Annotated in this window: 16 protein-coding genes, 1 tRNA gene and 1 pseudogene; 8 read left to right on the plus strand and 10 right to left on the minus strand. The window is 60.4% G+C overall.

Going from position 1 to position 18,508, the window contains the following annotated elements:
• Positions 1-104: 104 nt before the first annotated feature.
• Complete coding sequence (locus ASC97_RS05890; RefSeq protein WP_443216728.1) at positions 105-1,514, minus strand: DUF1254 domain-containing protein; 1,410 nt, start codon at positions 1,512-1,514, stop codon at positions 105-107.
• Between the two features lie 228 nt (positions 1,515-1,742).
• Between ASC97_RS05890 and ASC97_RS05895 the strand changes: the two genes are divergently transcribed.
• The 4 genes and pseudogenes from ASC97_RS05895 to ASC97_RS05910 all read left to right on the plus strand — a co-directional run bounded on the left by ASC97_RS05895 (position 1,743) and on the right by ASC97_RS05910 (position 5,960).
• Positions 1,743-2,027: an acylphosphatase gene (locus ASC97_RS05895; RefSeq protein WP_057467415.1), complete on the plus strand. Its 285-nt coding sequence runs from the start codon at positions 1,743-1,745 to the stop codon at positions 2,025-2,027.
• A 137-nt stretch (positions 2,028-2,164) separates the two neighbouring features.
• Entirely contained in the window at positions 2,165-3,892 is a 1,728-nt protein-coding gene (locus ASC97_RS05900) for a peptidoglycan D,D-transpeptidase FtsI family protein (protein ID WP_057467416.1), read from the plus strand.
• A gap of 149 nt (positions 3,893-4,041) precedes the next feature.
• Positions 4,042-5,572: pseudogene (locus ASC97_RS05905) on the plus strand (winged helix-turn-helix domain-containing protein).
• 124 nt (positions 5,573-5,696) lie between these two features.
• Positions 5,697-5,960 carry a hypothetical protein gene (locus tag ASC97_RS05910; protein WP_057467417.1) on the plus strand — a complete coding sequence of 88 codons (264 nt, stop codon included), beginning with the start codon at positions 5,697-5,699 and terminating at the stop codon, positions 5,958-5,960.
• Between the two features lie 38 nt (positions 5,961-5,998).
• Here the strand turns inward: ASC97_RS05910 and ASC97_RS05915 are convergent, their stop codons facing one another.
• A complete protein-coding gene (locus ASC97_RS05915; RefSeq protein WP_057467418.1) occupies positions 5,999-6,217 on the minus strand; it encodes a hypothetical protein in 219 nt (72 codons plus the stop codon).
• A 670-nt stretch (positions 6,218-6,887) separates the two neighbouring features.
• Between ASC97_RS05915 and mnmA the strand changes: the two genes are divergently transcribed.
• Both mnmA and ASC97_RS05925 read left to right on the plus strand, forming a co-directional pair.
• Positions 6,888-8,087: a tRNA 2-thiouridine(34) synthase MnmA gene (gene mnmA, locus ASC97_RS05920; protein WP_057467419.1), complete on the plus strand. Its 1,200-nt coding sequence runs from the start codon at positions 6,888-6,890 to the stop codon at positions 8,085-8,087.
• A 127-nt stretch (positions 8,088-8,214) separates the two neighbouring features.
• Positions 8,215-8,291, plus strand: a tRNA-Met gene (locus ASC97_RS05925).
• A 162-nt stretch (positions 8,292-8,453) separates the two neighbouring features.
• Here the strand turns inward: ASC97_RS05925 and ASC97_RS05930 are convergent.
• From ASC97_RS05930 to ASC97_RS05965, 8 genes are all read right to left on the minus strand, one after another.
• On the minus strand, positions 8,454-9,266 hold the full coding sequence (locus tag ASC97_RS05930; protein WP_057467420.1) for a DNA adenine methylase: 813 nt from the start codon (positions 9,264-9,266) through the stop codon (positions 8,454-8,456).
• Between the two features lie 138 nt (positions 9,267-9,404).
• Positions 9,405-10,433 (minus strand): phage late control D family protein, encoded by a 1,029-nt coding sequence (locus ASC97_RS05935; RefSeq protein WP_057467421.1) that lies wholly within the window; start codon positions 10,431-10,433, stop codon positions 9,405-9,407.
• A 2-nt stretch (positions 10,434-10,435) separates the two neighbouring features.
• Positions 10,436-10,657 carry a tail protein X gene (locus tag ASC97_RS05940; RefSeq protein ID WP_057467422.1) on the minus strand — a complete coding sequence of 74 codons (222 nt, stop codon included), beginning with the start codon at positions 10,655-10,657 and terminating at the stop codon, positions 10,436-10,438.
• Positions 10,654-11,118 (minus strand): phage tail protein, encoded by a 465-nt coding sequence (locus ASC97_RS05945; RefSeq protein ID WP_057467423.1) that lies wholly within the window; start codon positions 11,116-11,118, stop codon positions 10,654-10,656. Before ASC97_RS05945 ends, ASC97_RS05940 begins: the two co-directional genes overlap by 4 nt.
• The gene (locus tag ASC97_RS05950) at positions 11,115-13,160 is read right to left on the minus strand and encodes a phage tail tape measure protein (protein WP_057467424.1); all 2,046 of its coding nucleotides are present in this window, start codon (positions 13,158-13,160) and stop codon (positions 11,115-11,117) included. Before ASC97_RS05950 ends, ASC97_RS05945 begins: the two co-directional genes overlap by 4 nt.
• A gap of 160 nt (positions 13,161-13,320) precedes the next feature.
• Positions 13,321-13,800, minus strand: coding sequence for a phage tail assembly protein (locus tag ASC97_RS05955; protein WP_057467425.1), 480 nt, complete (start codon positions 13,798-13,800; stop codon positions 13,321-13,323).
• 98 nt (positions 13,801-13,898) lie between these two features.
• A complete protein-coding gene (locus ASC97_RS05960; protein ID WP_057467426.1) occupies positions 13,899-14,444 on the minus strand; it encodes a phage major tail tube protein in 546 nt (181 codons plus the stop codon).
• 10 nt (positions 14,445-14,454) lie between these two features.
• Complete coding sequence (locus tag ASC97_RS05965; protein ID WP_057467427.1) at positions 14,455-15,711, minus strand: phage tail sheath family protein; 1,257 nt, start codon at positions 15,709-15,711, stop codon at positions 14,455-14,457.
• 420 nt (positions 15,712-16,131) lie between these two features.
• Here ASC97_RS05965 and istA point away from each other — a divergent pair, with 420 nt between their 5' ends.
• Positions 16,132-17,652, plus strand: a complete 1,521-nt coding sequence (gene istA, locus ASC97_RS05970; RefSeq protein WP_113000519.1) for an IS21 family transposase — start codon at positions 16,132-16,134, stop codon at positions 17,650-17,652.
• Positions 17,642-18,436 (plus strand): IS21-like element helper ATPase IstB, encoded by a 795-nt coding sequence (gene istB / locus ASC97_RS05975; RefSeq protein WP_057467428.1) that lies wholly within the window; start codon positions 17,642-17,644, stop codon positions 18,434-18,436. The genes istA and istB overlap by 11 nt, the downstream gene beginning before the upstream one ends.
• Positions 18,437-18,508: the final 72 nt, after the last annotated feature.

Genomic DNA, 18,508 nt, shown 5'->3' on the forward strand with positions numbered 1-18,508 from the left:
GTCATGGCTCCGTATAGTGTATATACAACATAGCCGTCAAGCTGTTTCTGATGTTTGGGGGCTGGTTCGCGATCCGGAAGCAGCGGTTGCGTGAACCGCCGGCCTTATGTCGATCGCTTCATCGGTGGTTGCTTCCACGTTCCGTCCAGCGCGGCTTTCTTGGGCCAGTAGAGGCGCATGATTACCGTGAATGGACCCTTGGGCGCAGGCAGCCAATTCGGCTCCTTATCCTTGCCCGGTGACTCGTTCTGGACATAGAACGTCAGGCCACCATCGGCATCCTTCACGAAGTGCGGCAGCATCGGCGAGTTGAGCAGGTAGCGGTCGATCGGATTGGCCACGAGCAGGCTCTGCGGCAATTCATACATCGTCAGTGACCAAAACGCGTTGACAGGCGGCAGTTGCCCCCTCTCGAATTTGATGGTGTAGCGGTTGGCACCGTCCAGCTTCTGCCCGTCCGCATCGAGGGCATAGACCGGATACATCGCTTCCTGCTTCGAATTGCCTCCGATGCCGAGCTTGGCTCCCGCCATGCGGTAGAGGTAGTTGTTCTTGAGGTACTGCCGGGTGCCGAACAGATCGCCGGAGGTCACTTTCCCGGTGTCGATTTGCTCTTTCACCAAGGTCTCGAAATCACTCCAGGCGTCAGCCATCCCTTGCGCGACAGCGGCTTTCATTTCCGGCGATAGCTTGCTCGCATCGAAGGTCTTGCCCCCGCCGAGGCCGATCTGGGCGAAGCGCTTCCGCAGTTTGGTTTCGGATGGGTCGGTCGGGCAGTATTGCAGGATGAAGTTGAGGATGTTGAAAAAATCAGGCGACGTCTTTTCTTCGTCCGGCGTCAACGGCGTGATGAAATCAACGGCGGGCGCGGCTTTCGGCGCGGGCTTGCCGAGGAATTCGGACAAGGGCTCCGCCTTGTACCCGGCCTGGACTTTCTTGACGTTGTCGATATCGCCCGGATCGAACAGCTGCGTGCGATAGGCTGCCCATATGAAGTCGGTCTCCGAGCGGATCACTTTCTTGATCCCCTTGGGCGTCTTGCCTTTCCAGCCTGGCCCGGCGACGAGGAAGCTGCCGCCGCCATTGCCGGTTGCGCGGCTGCCGATATAGGCGAAGTTGAACGTATAGGCATCGATGAACTGGACGCTGAAATAACGATCCTTTTCAATCTTCGGCACGGTGAGCACCATCGGTTCGGTGCGCAGGTCCATGCCCAGCCACGAGTAGGGGGTGTCCGAGTTCGGCGTCTGGATCGCCGTGTCCGCCGGGGTATAGACCCGCGGCGTGTTGATGATCTGGTTCCACGGACCCTTGTATTCGGGGTTTTTGGCGTCGACGAAATAGGCGTACTGGATGCGGTAGCTGTCCACCATCGGGAAGCCGTAGATATAGGCCTCCTTGGCGATGGCGCGGGCCTCTGCCGCTGTAACATCGGCCGCCAGCACCATTGCCGGGGCAAACCCGGCAAACCCCGCAGCCAGAACCAAGCCTTTGGTGAAATCGCGCTTTGTCATGTGCATGGCATGCCTCCCTTAACGCCAATCCCGATGATGGAATGGTGCGCCTGGATTGCGAAAATGCAAGTATGTAACCGTAAGCTACATCAGGATCGGCGTTCAGACTGCCTGCCGCAATACACGGGAATGCCGTGGGGACAGCCGGGCGCTGGTCATGGCGTCGGGATGTCTCTTGCCTGCGTTCCGGATCGTTCCATCTTACAGCGGATACCTGGGGAAGCAGCTATGTCCGATGATCACGAAGCCGTCCTGGTGCGGATAAGGGGTAAGGTGCAGGGCGTGAGTTTCCGCGTATGGACGCGGCGCGAGGCGTTGCAACTCGGCCTGGCCGGCTGGGTCCGCAACGAGGCGGACGGCTCCGTCGTCGCCTTGATCGCGGGAGCCGATGCCGCGATCTCGACCATGATCGAACGCTTCCGACGCGGGCCGCCCGGCGCTTCGGTGTCCGATGTCGAGACGCAGCCGACGACGCTCACGGAGATACCCGCAGGATTCCGCATCGAAGGGTAAGGGTGACACAAAATGAACGTGTGTGCTCCCCGGCGTGACGCGTCCCCTTAACGCCGCGTTAACGTTTTTATGTGCTACCATAAATTGCAATTAGGATTCAATGCATTTCACCTGCCAACCTTTGGTATTCATAGGCAATGTCTATTATTCACGCTTTAGCCTCCCGGAGCGGTCGCCTGATCAGGCTCGAACCACGCTTTCGGTTTGGCGACAACGGGTTGAAAAAGCCGGGCTCCAAATCTGCAAATCCCAAGTCGCGTATTGCGGTTCTGGCAGGTGCCTTCGTCGTTGCCTATGCCGCGATTGGCGCGAAACTTGTTTATTACGGCGCGCGGACCACTGTGGACGCCTCCTCGATCCCGCCCGGACCGTCCATGTTAGCGTCGCGGCCGGATATAATTGACCGCAACGGACAACTGCTTGCGACCGACATCCGGACCGTGTCGATGTTCGCCGAGCCAGCGAAGATCGTCGACGCCGATGACGTGGTCGAGCAGCTGTCGACAATTTTTCACGACCTCGACAGGAAAGCGACATACCGGAAGCTGACGAACGAGCGTTCTCACTTCGCATGGTTGAGGCGTCAGTTGTCGCCAAAGCAGCAAAGCGAGGTGTTGGCGCTCGGTCTGCCTGCAATTGGCTTTCGCCCTGAGGTGAAGCGTTTCTATCCTGGTGGACGCACGGCGCCACATATCCTCGGATACGTCGATATCGACAACCGCGGCGTAAGCGGAATGGAGAGATACCTCGACGAGCAAGGCTTGTCAGACCTGGCATCTGCCGGACTGGTGAGCACCAACACGCTGGAACCCGTTCGGCTGTCCATCGACCTGCGAGTACAGAACGTCGTTCACGATGTCGTGGTGGATGCCTTGACCCGCTACGAGAGCAAGGCTGCGGGTGCGGTCATCTTGGATATTCGTACCGGTGAAGTCCTGGCGATGGCCTCGGCTCCCGACTTCGACCCGAACGATCCTCAGGCCACGGGCAGCGATGGCTGGCTGAACAGAATGTCAAATGGAACATTCGAAATGGGTTCGACATTCAAGACATTTTCCATGGCGATGGCGCTGGACAGCGGGCTGGTCAAGATCACCGACACGTTCGATGCGACCAAGCCAATCCGCATCGGAGGCTTCACCATCCATGACGACATTTACGTGCCTCGTCGCCGGCTGACCGTGCCGGAGATATTCCGTCACTCCTCCAATATAGGCACGGCAAAGATGGTCGACATTATCGGCATGGACGCCCAGAGAGAGTATCTGAAACGCTTCGGCCTTCTAACAAAATTGAACACCGAACTGCCGGAAGTGAAGGCTCCGAGCCAGCCGAAGGTCTGGAAGAAAATCAACTCGATCACCGTTTCGTTTGGCCACGGCGTTGCAACAACGCCACTGCAAACGGCTGTGGCCGGGGCGGCGTTGGTCGACGGCGGGCGACTGATCGATCCCACGTTCTTGCCGCGCACGGTCGAGGAGGCGAATAAAATTGCTCAGGTCGTGGTGAAGCCGAGCACCAGCGACACGATCCGTGCGCTCTTCAAGCTGAATGGCGAGCAGGGCTCGGGTCGGAGTGCCGATGTTCCCGGTTTTCATGTCGGGGGAAAGACCGGTACCGCGAACAAGGTCATCAACGGAAAATACTCGCACATCCTGAGCTTCAACGCCTATCTTGCGGCATTCCCGATAGAGAACCCGCAATATGTCGTCCTTTCCTTTTGTGACGAACCACGCAAGGGGGATCACGGCATGACATTTGCGACAAACAACGCGGCACCCATGGTGCGAGACATCGTGGAGCGGGCCGCGGCGATGCTCGGCGTGCAACCCGATTTCGGGGCTGACCTTCTAACGTCCTACTAAACCACGAGCGGGAACTCGACTTCTTTCCACATTGGTCGACACGCGCAATCCCTGTGGCGCGAAGGCGCCAGGAGCCCAGGCTGCCCGCAAGCCGAGATGCGGCGGGATTCGCGGTTTCCATGGGTTGGGTCACGGGATATGTTCTTCGCATGACGCACGTGCGCTGTTCTTTTGGCCCATTTGTCCTGGATCCCGTCTGCGGCCGGCTGCAGCGGAACGGCAAGTCCGTCGCTCTCGGCCGACGCGGGCTGGCGCTTCTCGAAGCCCTTTTCGATGCCGAAAGGAAGGATTGTCTCCAAGTCTGACCTGATGGAGCGGGGTTGGCCCGGTTCGATCGTCGAGGAAGGCAATCTCACCGTCCAGATCGCTGCCTTGCGCAAGGCACTCGGCCAGACACCGGAAGGGCAGGAATGGATCGTGACGGTGCCGCGTGTCGGCTATCGCCTCGTTCGTCCCGGTGCTGCAATGAAGGAGACGGATGCTCCGTTTCCGGTGCTCGCTGTCCTGCCCTTTTCCAATCTCGGTGGCGACCCCGAACAGGACTATTTTGCGGATGGCGTGGTGGACGACGTCATCACGGCGCTCAGCCGCTTCAGGAGCTTTTCGGTCATCGCCCGCAACTCCACCTTCGCCTACAAGGGGCGCAACGTCGACGTGCGGCAGGTGGCGAAGGAACTCGGCGTCCGATATGTGCTCGAGGGCAGCATCCGGCGCGCGGGAAACCAACTCAGGATAACGGCGCAGCTGATCGACGGCGGCAGCGGGGCGCACCTGTGGGCCCAGAACTTCGACGGCGCGCTCGACGACGTGTTCAATTTCCAGGACCGGATCACCGAGAACGTCGCAACGGTCGTCGAGCCGCATATCAAGGCAGCGGAAATCGAACGTTCCCGGAGGGAGCGGCCGGGAAGCATCGCGGCCTACGACGCCTATCTGGATGCACTGTCCAGAATTTTGGCGGAATCGGCCGGCGAGAACGCTCTGGCTTATGCGCTGCTCACCGAGGCGCTGGTCCTGGAGCCGGACAACGCACACCTGCTTGGCCTTGCGGCATGGACGCTGGAGCACCGCATCACGATGGGGTGGCCGGCAATCGGCGCGAACGACCGGGAAAAGTGTTTCGAATTTGCTCGGCACGGACTGGAGAAGGCGGCTGGCGATCCGACCGTGATGGCGCATTGCGCGATGGCGCTGGTGCAGGTGGCCAGGGAGTACGACTGGGGGATGGCAGTCCTCGCCGCGGCGGTGGAGTCCAACCCGAACAACATGCTGGTCGTGACCGCGGCGGGAGTGGCCAGCCTCCATTGCGGGAGCGTGGCCGGCGCATTGGCTTTGTTCCATCGCGCGAGCAGGCTCTCGCCGCGCGATCTCTTTGCGCATATCTCCCTTTGCGGAACGGCGCACGCGCAGATGATCCTGGGCAACTACGAAGAGGCACTGACCGGGGCCGTGCGCGCGCTCGCCGTCAATCCGAATTTCGATCCGATCTATTGGATGCTGATCGCCGCAAATGCGCAGCTTGGACGCATGGAGGAGGCGCGTCACTTCCTTGGCGAGCTGAAGAGAATGGCTCCGGGCGTGACGACCGGCAGCATAAAGGCCGGGCAACCCGCCAAGGATCCGAGCCGGCTGGCCGCCATCCTTGATGGCCTGCGGCTGGCCGGTCTCCCCGAAAGCTGAAGGGCCGCAGGTTCCTTTGGAACATTTTGGAGTTTTTTGCGCCTCGCTTGAGGACACAAACTGCCGGCTTCATCGAGAGTGCTCCTTGTCGCGCCACCGGCGCAGGCTGCAAGGAGATTTTCCGATGCTGACAGCACTGACAATCCTTTCGCTCGACCAGGGCAAGATCTATTCACCGCCTCCGGACCGGGATGCCGAACCGACAGGAACCGAAACCAGCGCCGACGCGCCGCAGGTTACCGGCATCGCCAGGCTTGGGCGCACACCGAAATCGTGGAAGCACGTTGGCGGGCTGGTTCAACTCTTCAACCGGCTGACCGCGATCGGCGCCGCACCTGCATCTTCCCCTCGTCAAGCCAGCCGCCAGGACGCTGGTTCTCTGTCCTGAGGCTCGCGTTCGTTCGACACGCCTCACGCCTCTCATTCCTACCGCCACGGCGGGTCGGCGCCGTGAATAACCCGCCCCTTGTTGTCGGACGAAGAGTTTTCCGCGCGCCCAAGGACTTGGGCGGACTGGATTCCTGTGACGGGCACATGAAAGAGGGTGGTGTGCACGTAGGGACGACGCGGGACAGGAATGAGGTGTAGTTGAACAGGGTCCATCACTTCGGCATGGGCCTTTGCCACGTATTCCTCGACCGGCATGACCGCCACCTCTCCCTCACTCCTGTGCCCGTCACAGGAGTCCAGCCACGGCGCTTCGGCGCCGTGAATGACTCGTCTTTTTATCGTCGGACAAAGCGTTTTCCGCGCCTAAGGACTTGGGCGCACTGGATTCCTGTGACGAGCACAGGAATGAGGGTAGGATGGGCGTTGGAACGACTGGCACAGGCCAGAAATGGGGAATGATTCTGCATGGTCAGGTGAGCATCATCAATCGCTTAGCGGAAATATTCCCCTCGATTATCCCCGCTCCCGAACTCGTATCCATAATCTCCGCGTCCGGTCGTCGGATACACCGCAAGGCGTTGCGGCCGGCGCGGCGCAGGGGGGTGGGACGCAAAACCTCAGAGTAGGCAGGCATGGCCAAACCATGGGTGATGAAGCCGCATGAAGGTCGAGGTGCGCGTGGAGCAATGTCCCGGCAGGCGGGCGACCGCTCGGGGAGGAGACGCAGACGGGGCCTATACTGGTCTCTGCCCGTGGCTTGTCGCGTAGGCGCCACAGCCTCCGCCTCTTGCGCCGGGAGCCAATCCTTTCTATATCCTCGCCAACGAAAGTGCCTGCGGCCGATCCCGCCGGCAGGGATGAAAGTCCGCCGGATCTGCCGCATGGCAGGGCGGATCGAGATACGCTCTAGAATTGGCAGCACCCCGTGAACACACTGGATTTTGACAAGAAGCCGGAAGATACCCGCGTTGTCGTCGCCATGTCGGGCGGCGTCGACAGCTCCGTCGTGGCCGGCCTTCTCAAACGCCAGGGCTACGATGTGCTCGGCATCACGCTACAGCTCTACGACCACGGCGCCGCCGTTCACCGTGCCGGCTCCTGCTGCGCCGGCCAGGATATCGACGATGCCCGTCGTGTCTGCGAGACGCTCGGCATTCCGCACTATGTGCTGGACTACGAGAAGCGGTTCCGCGACACGGTGATCAACCCCTTCATGGAAAGCTATGTGGCCGGCGAGACGCCGATCCCGTGCGTCTCATGCAACCAGACGGTCAAGTTCGCCGATCTTCTCGAAACGGCCAAGGAACTCGGCGCCGATGCGCTGGCGACCGGCCATTATATCCGCTCGCGGCCGAACCCGGAGCCGGGCAATCCCGGCCGCCGCGCGCTCTACCGTCCGGCCGATGCCGACCGCGACCAGAGCTATTTCCTGTTTGCGACGACGCAGGAGCAGATCGACTACCTGCGCTTTCCGCTCGGCGGGCTGCCGAAGGCGGAAACCCGCAAGCTCGCCGAAGAAATGGGCCTCGTCGTCGCCAAGAAGGCCGACAGCCAGGACATCTGTTTCGTGCCGCAGGGCAAATACACCGATATCATCAACAAGCTGAAGCCGAATGCGGCGTTGGCGGGAGAGATCGTCCATCTCGACGGCCGCGTGCTCGGCCAGCACGAGGGTATCCTTCACTATACGATCGGCCAGCGCCGCGGCATCGGCGTTGCCACCGGCGAACCGCTTTACGTGGTCTACCTCGACGCCCGTTCGCGGCGCGTCATCGTCGGCCCCAAGGAGGCGCTGGAAACGCACCGCGTCTATCTGCGCGACGTCAACTGGCTGGGCGACGAGGCGCTGTTGCAGGCGGCTTCGGGCGAGGGCTTTGCCTGTTTCGCCAAGGTGCGATCCACGCGCGCGCCGACGCCGGCCGTCCTGCATGCCGACCAGACCGGCATCCATGTCGATCTGGCTGTCGGCGAGGCGGGCGTCGCGCCGGGCCAGGCCTGCGCCCTCTACTCGGCGCCGGGCGACAACGCTCGCGTCTACGGCGGCGGCTTTATCGAGCGCTCGGAGCGCGAACCGGCGGCCGAAGCCTCGCTGAAGGCGCTGCTTGCAGGCGCCGTCGCGGCGTGAACGGGCTGGTTTTTTTACCCCAAGCTTTTATGAAGTTGCGCTTGACACTGAAGGGAAGGCGGTTTTATAAGCCGCACATCCAAACGGACCTGTTGCTTGGATATCCAAGCATTCACAAGGTCTTCGTGGCGGGGTAGCTCAGCTGGTTAGAGCAGCGGAATCATAATCCGCGTGTCGGGGGTTCAAGTCCCTCTCCCGCTACCACACCCCAGCTGTCCGACCCGGATACATAGGGAACAGTTCGTTCCTAAGTGTAGCTCGCCGCGAAATTTTGCAATTTTGACACCGGCTTTTGCAATTTTCTGCATTTCATCTCGGATAATTTAAAGGCGGCTCGAAGTCATCTCAAAGCCGCCTTTAAGGCGACTAGCCCATTTTCCCCGTGATGATCAATTCCTTGGCTGCCGTGCCTTCGCCGCCAGAGACGGTGTACGTCAGCTCAGCCTCTCTAAAGCGGAAGCCAGCGAATAGGTCGCGGACCTCTTGGACGTCGTTAATCGAGAGAACGAAGGCGCCCTTTATCGTTGCTAGGCGTTGGGCAATTAGCGCGAACTGCTCTCGGGCGAAAAACGCTTTACCGTAGTCGCCCTCGCTGCCGAAGTAGGGTGGGTCGAGGTAGAACAACGTGCCCGGCCGATCGTAGCGGTCGATGAAATCCAGCCAGTCCAGGTTCTCGATAGTGACGCCTGCCAGCCGCTCATGGACGTCCTCAAGTAAGGGCGCTAGGCGCGTCAGATTAAACCGGGCGCTGCCACTGCGCTGTACGCCGAAGTTCTGGCCGGATACCTTTCCACCAAACGCGAGTTTCTGCAGATAGATGAAACGCGCAGCGCGTTCCAGGTCAGTCAGCGTAGTGGGGTCACAGGCTTTTAGCCGTTCAAACTCACGCCGGCTGGTAATCTGAAATTTCAGCGTATCCATGAACTGGGGATAGTGTCGCTGCAGGATGCGGAAGAGGTTTACGACGTCGCCGCTGCGGTCGTTGATCACTTCGGTACGGGGCACCCTCGTTCGCCGGAAAAAGACCCCGCCCATACCGACGAACGGCTCAGCATAGAGTTGATGATCGGTCGCCTGGATGAGCTGGACCAGGCGCGGCGCTAGCGTCCGTTTTCCACCGATCCAAGCGGCCGGCGGCTGAGTGTTGGGGACATCCCGCCACGCTTCATTATTCACCATTTCAAACATCTCACGACTCAGTCACGAAGATCCGGCCCTGCGCAGGGTGCGAATGTGACGGTTGTGCAAGCGGCTGTCGGACGGGTTCGGTCGCCAAACTTGATCCCGTCTTCGGGCGAAATGACGCCCGACATTCGCTCAGTCCTCGGCCGAGGACTGCTTGCCGATCTTTCTGTTTCCAAGCTCGATCGACATCGTCCATCCGCCGCCTTCATCAAAGGTGAAGCTGTGATGGATCGACGACGCCACGAGGTCGGCCGCGTCCCGACTGCTACCGAAGCCGGAGAGTCTGACCTGCGCGCCGGCCATGGCGTTGGCATCGCCCTCGGCATCAATGCTGCCGGTGACGCTGTCGCGAGCGTGCTCTGCCCCCTGCGCCTTTGCCGAATGCTCTGCCTCAGTCTGGCTGCGTGCTGGATGCAATGAGAGGTATCGTGAAGCACTGCCGATCGATGCGGCTTCTGCAAGCTTTTGAACGCCTTCCAACGGGTCGAAATAGCCGCTGCCAACCTCGGCATAGCGAGCCTTTCCTTCGGTAGAAATTTCCCCGCCCAACACCTTCGAATATTGGATTGTGATTGTGGGCATGGCGCGACCGCCGGCCGTCTTCGCGGTGGACCGCGCTGGCACCAACATCTTGCCGCCGGCGAATTTCAGGGTGCCGCCGAACTCCTCCGCAAGCTCGCTGGCGAAACCGGTCAGCGACTGGTTGTAGCGCAGCCGATACGGGATTTTGATTGAAGCAATCGACGCGTCAACCACCGCAGATTTTCCGGCACGAGATGCAAGCTTCTGCAGAATGTCTCCGACCGTTGTATCGTCGAAATGCTCGGTGTCGGCAGCTTTGTCCGCGTCGATAAAGTCGCTGGCGCGTGCCGTAATCGTCATCGTCCAGCCGCCTTCGGTATCGCCGGCCAAGCTGTCTGATTGATAAGTGAAGAGCCCGGCGTCGCGGACGTCTCCATCAGCCCATCCGTAGAGGAAATGATACTTCGTGCCCTCGGCCGGACTATCCGGAAAGGGCGCCGAAACTGCAAACGTGAAGCTCACCTCGTCGGCCTCTCCACCATCGTTGTCGGTGTACTCAGCCGACACGAGTGCCGTGCCCCAACCGGGCACGAGATCAGTGCCACTTTGGCCGATGACCTGGACGAAAGGCTGCCGCATGTTCACTCCCACGCCAGAACCTGGGATGCCTTGGCGGGCGGCGCGAACGTCGTCGGAATGACGATGACTGCACCACCAGGAACGAAGCCGGATGCAGCGATATCGCCCAGGTCAGGGTTTGCGCCGAGGATCGCCTCGACGGCGCCCTGCAGCTCGGTTTGCAATGTTTTCTTGGCAATGCGGTCAAGCCGCTCGCCATTGAAGCCGACGACATAGGTGCTCACAACAGCAGTCCCCCGAGGCTGGAAATATTGCTGCCGGCAGCAATGCCGGCAGGCATCATTAAGATCCCGATCGTGACATCGATCTGGCGGCCGACACCATCAAACGGATGCAGCTTTTCCTCATCGGCTTCGAGCGACTGGATGACGCAAAGGCCGGAAACGAGGCCGAGATAGTTGCCTTTCAATCGCACCAGCGGCACGGTCGCCTGGCTCTGGTGATGCGCTGTCAGGATCGCATAGTTGTCGAGGCCGCCCATGACATGCGGAAACGTGGTCGCCTCGATCGACAGGCTTCTCTCGCCGAGGCCGGTCTTTTGATAGAGCAGTCCGGATGGAGTCGCATGGGCGGGAAAACGAGCCTCGCTGGAGAACGCCAGGCGCTGCGGATTGAGGCCCCCGACCGTGTAAAGGATCGCGCCACCGATTGAGATAAGGGCGCCAACGGGCTCGAAAACACTCACGCGATTTTGCCCCCGGTGTCAGAGAGAGATCGAGCCGACGCCATACGGATTGCCCGGTTTTGCTCTCGTTGCGCCCGCATCGCCGCAAGCCGTGGGTTGCCGGCCGGGAAGTAGTTCGCGACCTTGACTGTGCTGGGAGTGGACAATGCGGAGTGCTTGTCTTTCGGAAGGCCGGATGGCGCGGCCGGCGCCGGAGTGGGAGGCAGGAAGTTTGGCGCGATTGTCGGCGTCGCCGTGAAATTTAAACTGTCGCGAATGGCTGCCGCTTTCTCGCGCGCAATGCCAACGGCCTTGTCGCCCTCCGCGCTCAAGGTATTGTTGTAGCCTTGCATCGAACTTTCGGCCGCGCCGGACATGTCCTTGCCGAGGTTCTGCTGCACGCCGCCGCCCACGCCTTGGACGTTCTCGCCGGCCTTCAACTCGCCTTTGAGACGATCGATTTCTTGGGCGATGACCTGTCGCTGGGCTGCGAACATGTCGACGTCGAATTTGGACTGCGGGATGTTGGAGAGCTGCTTTTCGCGGTCACCGATCTGCGCGCGAATATCGCCAAGGTCGAGGCCCTTCAGCCGCTGGCGTTCTTCCTTCGAATACTCCTGGGAACCGTATTCGCGGTTGAGGTAGTTGCGAACGATGAACTCCCATGGGGGCGTCGCTACGCTGTCGAAAGCGCGACCGGCCTTGTTACCTGTCGCCTCCAACGCCGCGCCGCGCCGATCGGCTCGTTCCTGGGAGGTGCTCTCGACAAAGCCGTAGTCGGCATCGACCGATCCCCGACTTTCGCCGATAATCTGTTGGAGAAAGTCATTGTATTTCTTCCGATTGTTCAGCAGGGGCGCCAGCGCGAGCCCTGCCTGCTGATCGGAAAACAGCTCGTTGACCTTAAGAGGGTCGCCGCCTGTGAGGCGCATCACCTCGTCTATAACTGCCGTGGTGTACGAGGTGTTGTTGGCCTCTGACCGTTTCTTGAGCTTGCCGAGATCAACTCCCTTTTCGTCGAAATTCTTGACGCTGTCCTCCGAGAATAGCTTTGAAAACATGTTCTGAAGGTTGGTCGCCGCTTCGTCTTGGCTACCCGCGCCCATACGCGCGATCTGAGCCAACGCGATGAGCTCCGCCGTGCCCTGTGTCCCCTGCCTGCCCGTTCGCGCGTAGAGCGTCGACATCGAGGGGAAATTCTTGGCCATTGCATCGATTTCAAAGCTACCCAGCTTGGAACCCTTTGCCATCATGTCGAGCACTGCCGGAACTTCCTGATCCTTCACCTTCAGGTTCTGCTGGAGGGCAATAACCGCTCCTGCCATCGTTTCGCCGGTGCTATCGCCGGCCTTTGCTGCCTTTAGGGTCGGATCCAAGATTGCTTCTTGCTGGTCGATACCGAAGCCGGCGGCAGCGTATGCCTTACGCGCGTTATTAACTTCTGGCTGTTCGATGCCATAGCGAACGGAGAGCTTCTCGTTTGACTTGCTAATTTTTGCGACCGCTTCGGGCGTGCGCATTTCCGCCGTGACGGCCACCGAGGCGACGTCTCGATCGAGCTTGCGGGCCTCTTCGCTGAGCCGCTGCATTCCTCGTACGATATTATCGACCGAGGCGAACGCGGCCATCGCGCCGATTGCGCCGGCGGCGCTTGTCTTCAACATGCCCATCGTGTTCTGTAGGGTGCCTGCCGGCCGCTGCAGGCGCTCGATCTTAGTCGGATCGATAGCCCGCATGTTGCGGGCCTCACGCTCCAAGTTGCGAACGTCTTTCTGCGCAGCCTTAGCCGCAGTTCCAAGCGCCTTGACCTCACGCTCAGCGGCGTTGGTGTTGACCGAATTGAGCTTGCGCGCCTCTCGATCGAGATTGCGAACAGCCTTTTCGCTGCGGCCGGCTTCCCGCCGGACGTCCGAAATTTCCTTGCCGAGCTTGCCTGAGCCACCCGCTTTGCCGAGCGCGTCGGCCGCGTGTTTCAGCTCTTTGAGATCACGCTCAGCTTTAGGAGCCTCCCGCGACAGATCGTTTTTCAGCCGGAGGCGCAGGGCAACGTTGATGTCGTTCATGACTTAGGACCGCCGAAGATCGTCTGAAACAAACCAAAGGTTTCGGCGTGGACCTGCCTGGCTTCCTCGAACCACTGCAAAAGCTCGTCCCAAAACATGTCCGTCTCCACTTGTTTATCCAGGTAGGCACCGACGCGAGCGACGTAGCTGCGCCACTTCGTCAGGTCGCCGACGACACGTCGTCCGTCTTGAACCGTGGGGGCAAAAAATCGTAGGCCGCGTCGGTGATAGCTACGCCGTCCTCATCATCGAGCCCTTTCAACGTCTCGACGGAAAGGCCGGTCATCTCGGCATAGATTTCCATGAAGACGAGTGTTCGGCCTCTCGTTTTGGCCAGCAGCTCTTGGACTTCTCCGAGCGTCAAACGTCTGATCGTGACGTCGGTGATTTCCGAGCCGTCGAGGGTGAAGGGAAACTGCAACGGCACCGTCGTCGATCGTTGCTTCCCGAAGAAGACGGCAGGTGCGACGGGAGCAACCGCCGCCTCGGCCGACACCGACGCCGGCGCGATCGCCGTTGAATTGTCCAATGTGCTCCACATCTCCGGCGGCGGAAGTGGGATACTTTCGATCTTCACGTCGTTGGGATCGCTCTTGGACATGGGTGTCTGAATCTTTGCCTTGATCTGCTGTTGCGTCATGGCGTCTGCCTCCTCGGATAATGGAATGACCGGCCGCCAGCTATGGCGACCGGCCCTCGCCGCGCGCGCCTATAGCCGGCGCGCTCCCCTGGTATTCGTCAGGCCGAAATCAGCCGGTTGTGCTCGGCCGTGTAATTGATGCCGTCGATGATCAGAGTGTTGTTCTGGATATCGAACTTGTGGATCGTCTTGCCGTTGAAGATGTCGTGGTAGAGCACGATCGAAGAGAACCGCAGTCGGGTCGCGCCCGATGCTTTCAGACCCTTGACGCCAGGCGGCGTGTACTCGTTGAGCAGTCCCTTCAGGAAGACGACGCGACCGTTGAGCTTTGGAGCTCCGGTCGTCTGTACGCTGCCATCAGAGCCAGCCGGGAAGACATCCAGGAGGCTCTCGTAGTAAGTGACCGTGGTCCAGTCGCCTGGCTCGCGACCGAACCGGGTGCGCAGATCCTCGTGGGCGCCGTTGACGGTCATCTCCGCCGTCAAAGCCTGGATCTCGCCCGGCAGATCGAGAGCGAAGTAACCGCCCCCGAGGACCACCGACGACATCTCGCGGCTCAAAGCCGGCAGAGTGGTCTCGTCAACGCGCAGGCGCTGATTGATCTCGCCGCAATACCAGTTTGAACCGTGAATAATGCGATCCATGGAAGTCTCCTTATGCCGTCACGCGGACGTTGCTGAGGCCGAGCTGCGATAGCGACGCGGCGATGGCGGCCTGCAGGATGTCGAAGGCTTCCGGCTGCGGCTCGCTGTAGATCTGCAGGTCGACCAGGTCCGGTGTTTCTGCGAAACGCATCTTCACTCGCAGCGCGCCGGCTTCGAGGATCGTTGCAGGGTTCATGGAAGACGACCAAAGCAGCTCGTAGGCGATCAACGCCTTGAGCGTGACGAGGTCGGCGAGGAACTGATCCAACGACCGATAGATCAACGACACCATGTGCGGTGTGATGTCCTCGGAAAGATATTGGCGCAGCGGGCGCATGACGGCCTTCTCGGCGGCACGACGCGTTCTGATGCGCTTGATCGAGCGCCAGGCAATTACGGTCGGGTCAGTGGCAGTCGTGAACGGCGCCCAAAGCAGGTTGCCTTCGATGATGGTCGCAACGCCAGCCTGATTGAGGAAGTTGGCATCGGACGTGATCTCGCCGTCGATGTAGCTGACGGGGACGGAAGGCGCCAGAACGCCCCGCAGCGGTCGGTTCCAAAAAGCCTTGTAAGGCCCACCGGTTTCCTTGTCACGACGGATCATTGCCGCTGCGACATGCGGCGACATCGGGCGCGTGACGTTGCCGGCGCCAAGGTTGACGATCACCTGCGGATAGCAAGCGACAACGTTGAGCCGGGTCTTGAAGTCGGCCGCGTACAGGACCGCAGCTTCACGGCTCGTGACCGTGGCATCGACGATCGCAAGGCAATCGACGATCTTGGAAGCAACGTTCGACATCGCCGTCGCGACCGCGTTGGCCGCGTCGCCGGTGCGCTGGGAGGTGTAGCCAGGCGCGATGATGACGCCCGGCTCCAAGCCAAGTTGCGCCTTGGCATCGAGCAGCGCCCAGACGCCAGTTTTCAGCGCGGCCGAGCCGACGATCGCGTTGGCCTCTTCAGCAAGCTTTGCCGCTGGGTCTGTGAGGACCGAGTGCTGCGTACGAATGAAGGCGATGTCTGTGACGATGCCTTCAGAGGCAATCTGGTTGATTGCATCAAGCACGATGCCGGCGCCGAGCTTGGCGACCTGGACGGCATCATCGGTGGATATCCGAACCAGCGTGTCGATTGGAAACGCCGTGACGTCAGCATTCGGCGCCGGGCAGGCCATCCCGATCACGGTGCTGTCGCGTGTGTCGATCTTGGCAACGGTGGAAGTCAGGTCGGAGAAGACGCGAACGCCGACGAAATCGGTAGTGCCAGCCATTACATGGGATCTCCCGAGGGTGAGAATTCAACTGCTCAAATGTTGCAGCTGAACCTACATTCGGTCCCGTGGCCGGCGGGGCTGACAGCTGTCAGCCGCGCTCAAATCGCGTTTGATGCCCCATAAAAGGCATAGAAATTAGGAGTTTGCAACCGCCGGCGTAGCGAGCGACATTGCGTAGTCCCAAGCCTCGTTGATGTCGTCTGTTGGTTTCCACGCAGAACTGAGCCGGTTGGGCGCATAATTTCCATTGAGAATTGAGCCATGTGAACCTTCCCCCCAACGCGGTGAGCGACGGGGGCAACGTTGTTGGTTTCCACGCAGAACTGAGCCGGTTGGGCGCATAATTTCCATTGAGAATTGAGCCATGTGAACCTTCCCCCCAACGCGGTGAGCGACGGGGGCAACGGAGTGATCCACATGGGACTTTTAAACATCATCCGTCGGATGGCGCTGCGCGAGAAGCAGTCGATCCGCGAGATCAGCCGGCGCACCGGGCTGTCACGCAATACGATCGCGAAGTATTTGAGCGCTGGTACGATCGAGCCGACGTTCACGGTACCGGAACGACCGAGCAAGCTTGATCCCTATGCCGACAAACTTGCTGGCTGGCTGAAGACCGAGGCCGGGAGGTCGCGCAAGCAGCGCCGAACGCTGAAGCAGCTTCATGCGGATCTGGTGGTTCTCGGCTTTACCGGCTCCTATGGTCGGGTCGCCGCATTCGCCCGTGACTGGCGGGCTGAGCAGCAGAAAGCGGGCCGCGGCATATTCGTTCCGCTGTCTTTCCGCCCAGGCGAGGCATTCCAGTTCGATTGGAGTGAGGACTATGCCGTGATCGGCGGCGAGCGCACGAAGCTTCAGGTCGCACATATCAAGTTGTCGCACAGTCGGGCCTTTCTGGTCAGGGCCTACCTGCTGCAAACGCACGAGATGCTCTTCGACGCCCACTGGCACGGCTTCCGTGTGTTCGGCGGCGTACCTGGTCGCGGCATCTACGATAACATGAAGACGGCGGTCGATCGTGTCGGTCGCGGCAAAGAGCGGCAGGTCAACATCCGTTTCCTCGCGATGACGAACCATTACGTCTTTGCGCCTGAGTTCTGCAATCCATCGGCAGGCTGGGAGAAGGGTCAGGTCGAGAAGAACGTCCAGGATGCCCGACCACGGCTGTGGCAACAGATGCCGGACTTTCCAGATTTGGCGGCGTTGAATGCCTGGCTGGAAGAGCATTGCCAGGACCTGTGGCGGGAGACGGCGCATGGCACCTTGTCCGGCACGATCGCGGATGTCTGGGCTGATGAGCGGGCAGATTTGATGTCGCTCCCCGCCATGTTTGACGGCTTCGTCGAGCAGAGCAAGCGCGTCTCACCAACATGCCTGATCACCTTCGAGCGCAATCGTTACAGCGTGCCAGCATCGTTTGCGAACCGGCCCGTCAGCCTGCGGATTTATCCCGAGAGACTGGTCGTTGCGGCCGAGGGCAATATCCTATGCGAGCATGAACGGGTCATTGAGCGGAGCCACGATAAGCCGCCACGAACGATTTACGACTGGCGACATTACCTTGCCGTCATCCAGCGCAAACCCGGTGCCTTGCGCAATGGTGCGCCCTTCCTGGAATTGCCGCTGGCCTTCAGACAGTTGCAAGATCAGATGCTTCGCCGCCCCGGCGGTGATCGTGAGATGGCCGACATCCTCGCTCTGGTGCTTCATCACGACGAACAGGTCGTCGTCAGGGCCGTGGAACTGGCTCTGGATCAAGGCGTGGCGACCAAAACGCATGTGTTGAACCTGCTGCATCGGCTGATTGACGGCAAGACGACCGACGGTCCCGACATCGATACGCCACAGGCACTGACCCTGCTGCGCGAACCCAAGGCCAATGTAGAACGCTACGATGGCTTGCGGGTCCGGATCGTAGGAGGTCGTCATGCGTCATGACCCCGCAAGTGCTGCCGTCGTCATCATGCTGCGTAGCCTGAAGATGTATGGCATGGCCCAGGCCGTCACGGACCTGATCGAGCAAGGGGCTCCAGCTTTTGATGCGGCCGTGCCGATCTTGTCCCAGTTGCTGAAAGCCGAGATGGCCGAGCGTGAGGTCCGCTCGATTGCCTATCACATGAAGGCTGCTCGCTTCCCAGCCTACAAAGACATCTCCGGATACGACTTCGCCGCCAGCGAGATCAACGAGGCCACCGTGCGCCAACTGCACCGATGCGAGTTCATGGATGGGGCGCAGAACGTTGTCCTTATCGGTGGCCCTGGCACTGGAAAAACGCATGTCGCGACCGCCCTCGGAGTCCAGGCGGTCGAGCATCATCGCCGAAAGGTCCGCTTCTTCTCGACCATCGAACTGGTCAATGCGCTCGAGCAGGAGAAGGCTAAAGGCAAGGCGGGCCAGATCGCGGAGATCTTGGTCCGCCTCGATCTGCTCATCCTGGACGAGTTGGGATACCTGCCGTTCAGCGCCTCAGGCGGAGCACTACTCTTCCACCTGTTAAGCAAGCTCTACGAGCGGACCAGCGTCGTGATTACCACCAACCTCAGCTTCAGCGAGTGGGCAACCGTCTTCGGCGACGCCAAGATGACCACCGCTCTGCTCGATCGTTTGACCCACCGTTGCCATATCCTGGAAACCGGTAACGACAGCTTCCGCTTCAAAGCCAGCTCGGCTGCCGCAGCACAGAAGAAAGGAGAAAAAGCCAATCCCTTGACCAAACCCTGATCAGAAAACCATACTTAGAGGTGGCTCACTTCTCGGTGGAAAAACCGGCTCAGTTCCGCGTGGAAACCAACA

This window comes from Rhizobium sp. Root1203, from assembly GCF_001424945.1.
In the GTDB taxonomy this organism is placed as follows: domain Bacteria; phylum Pseudomonadota; class Alphaproteobacteria; order Rhizobiales; family Rhizobiaceae; genus Rhizobium.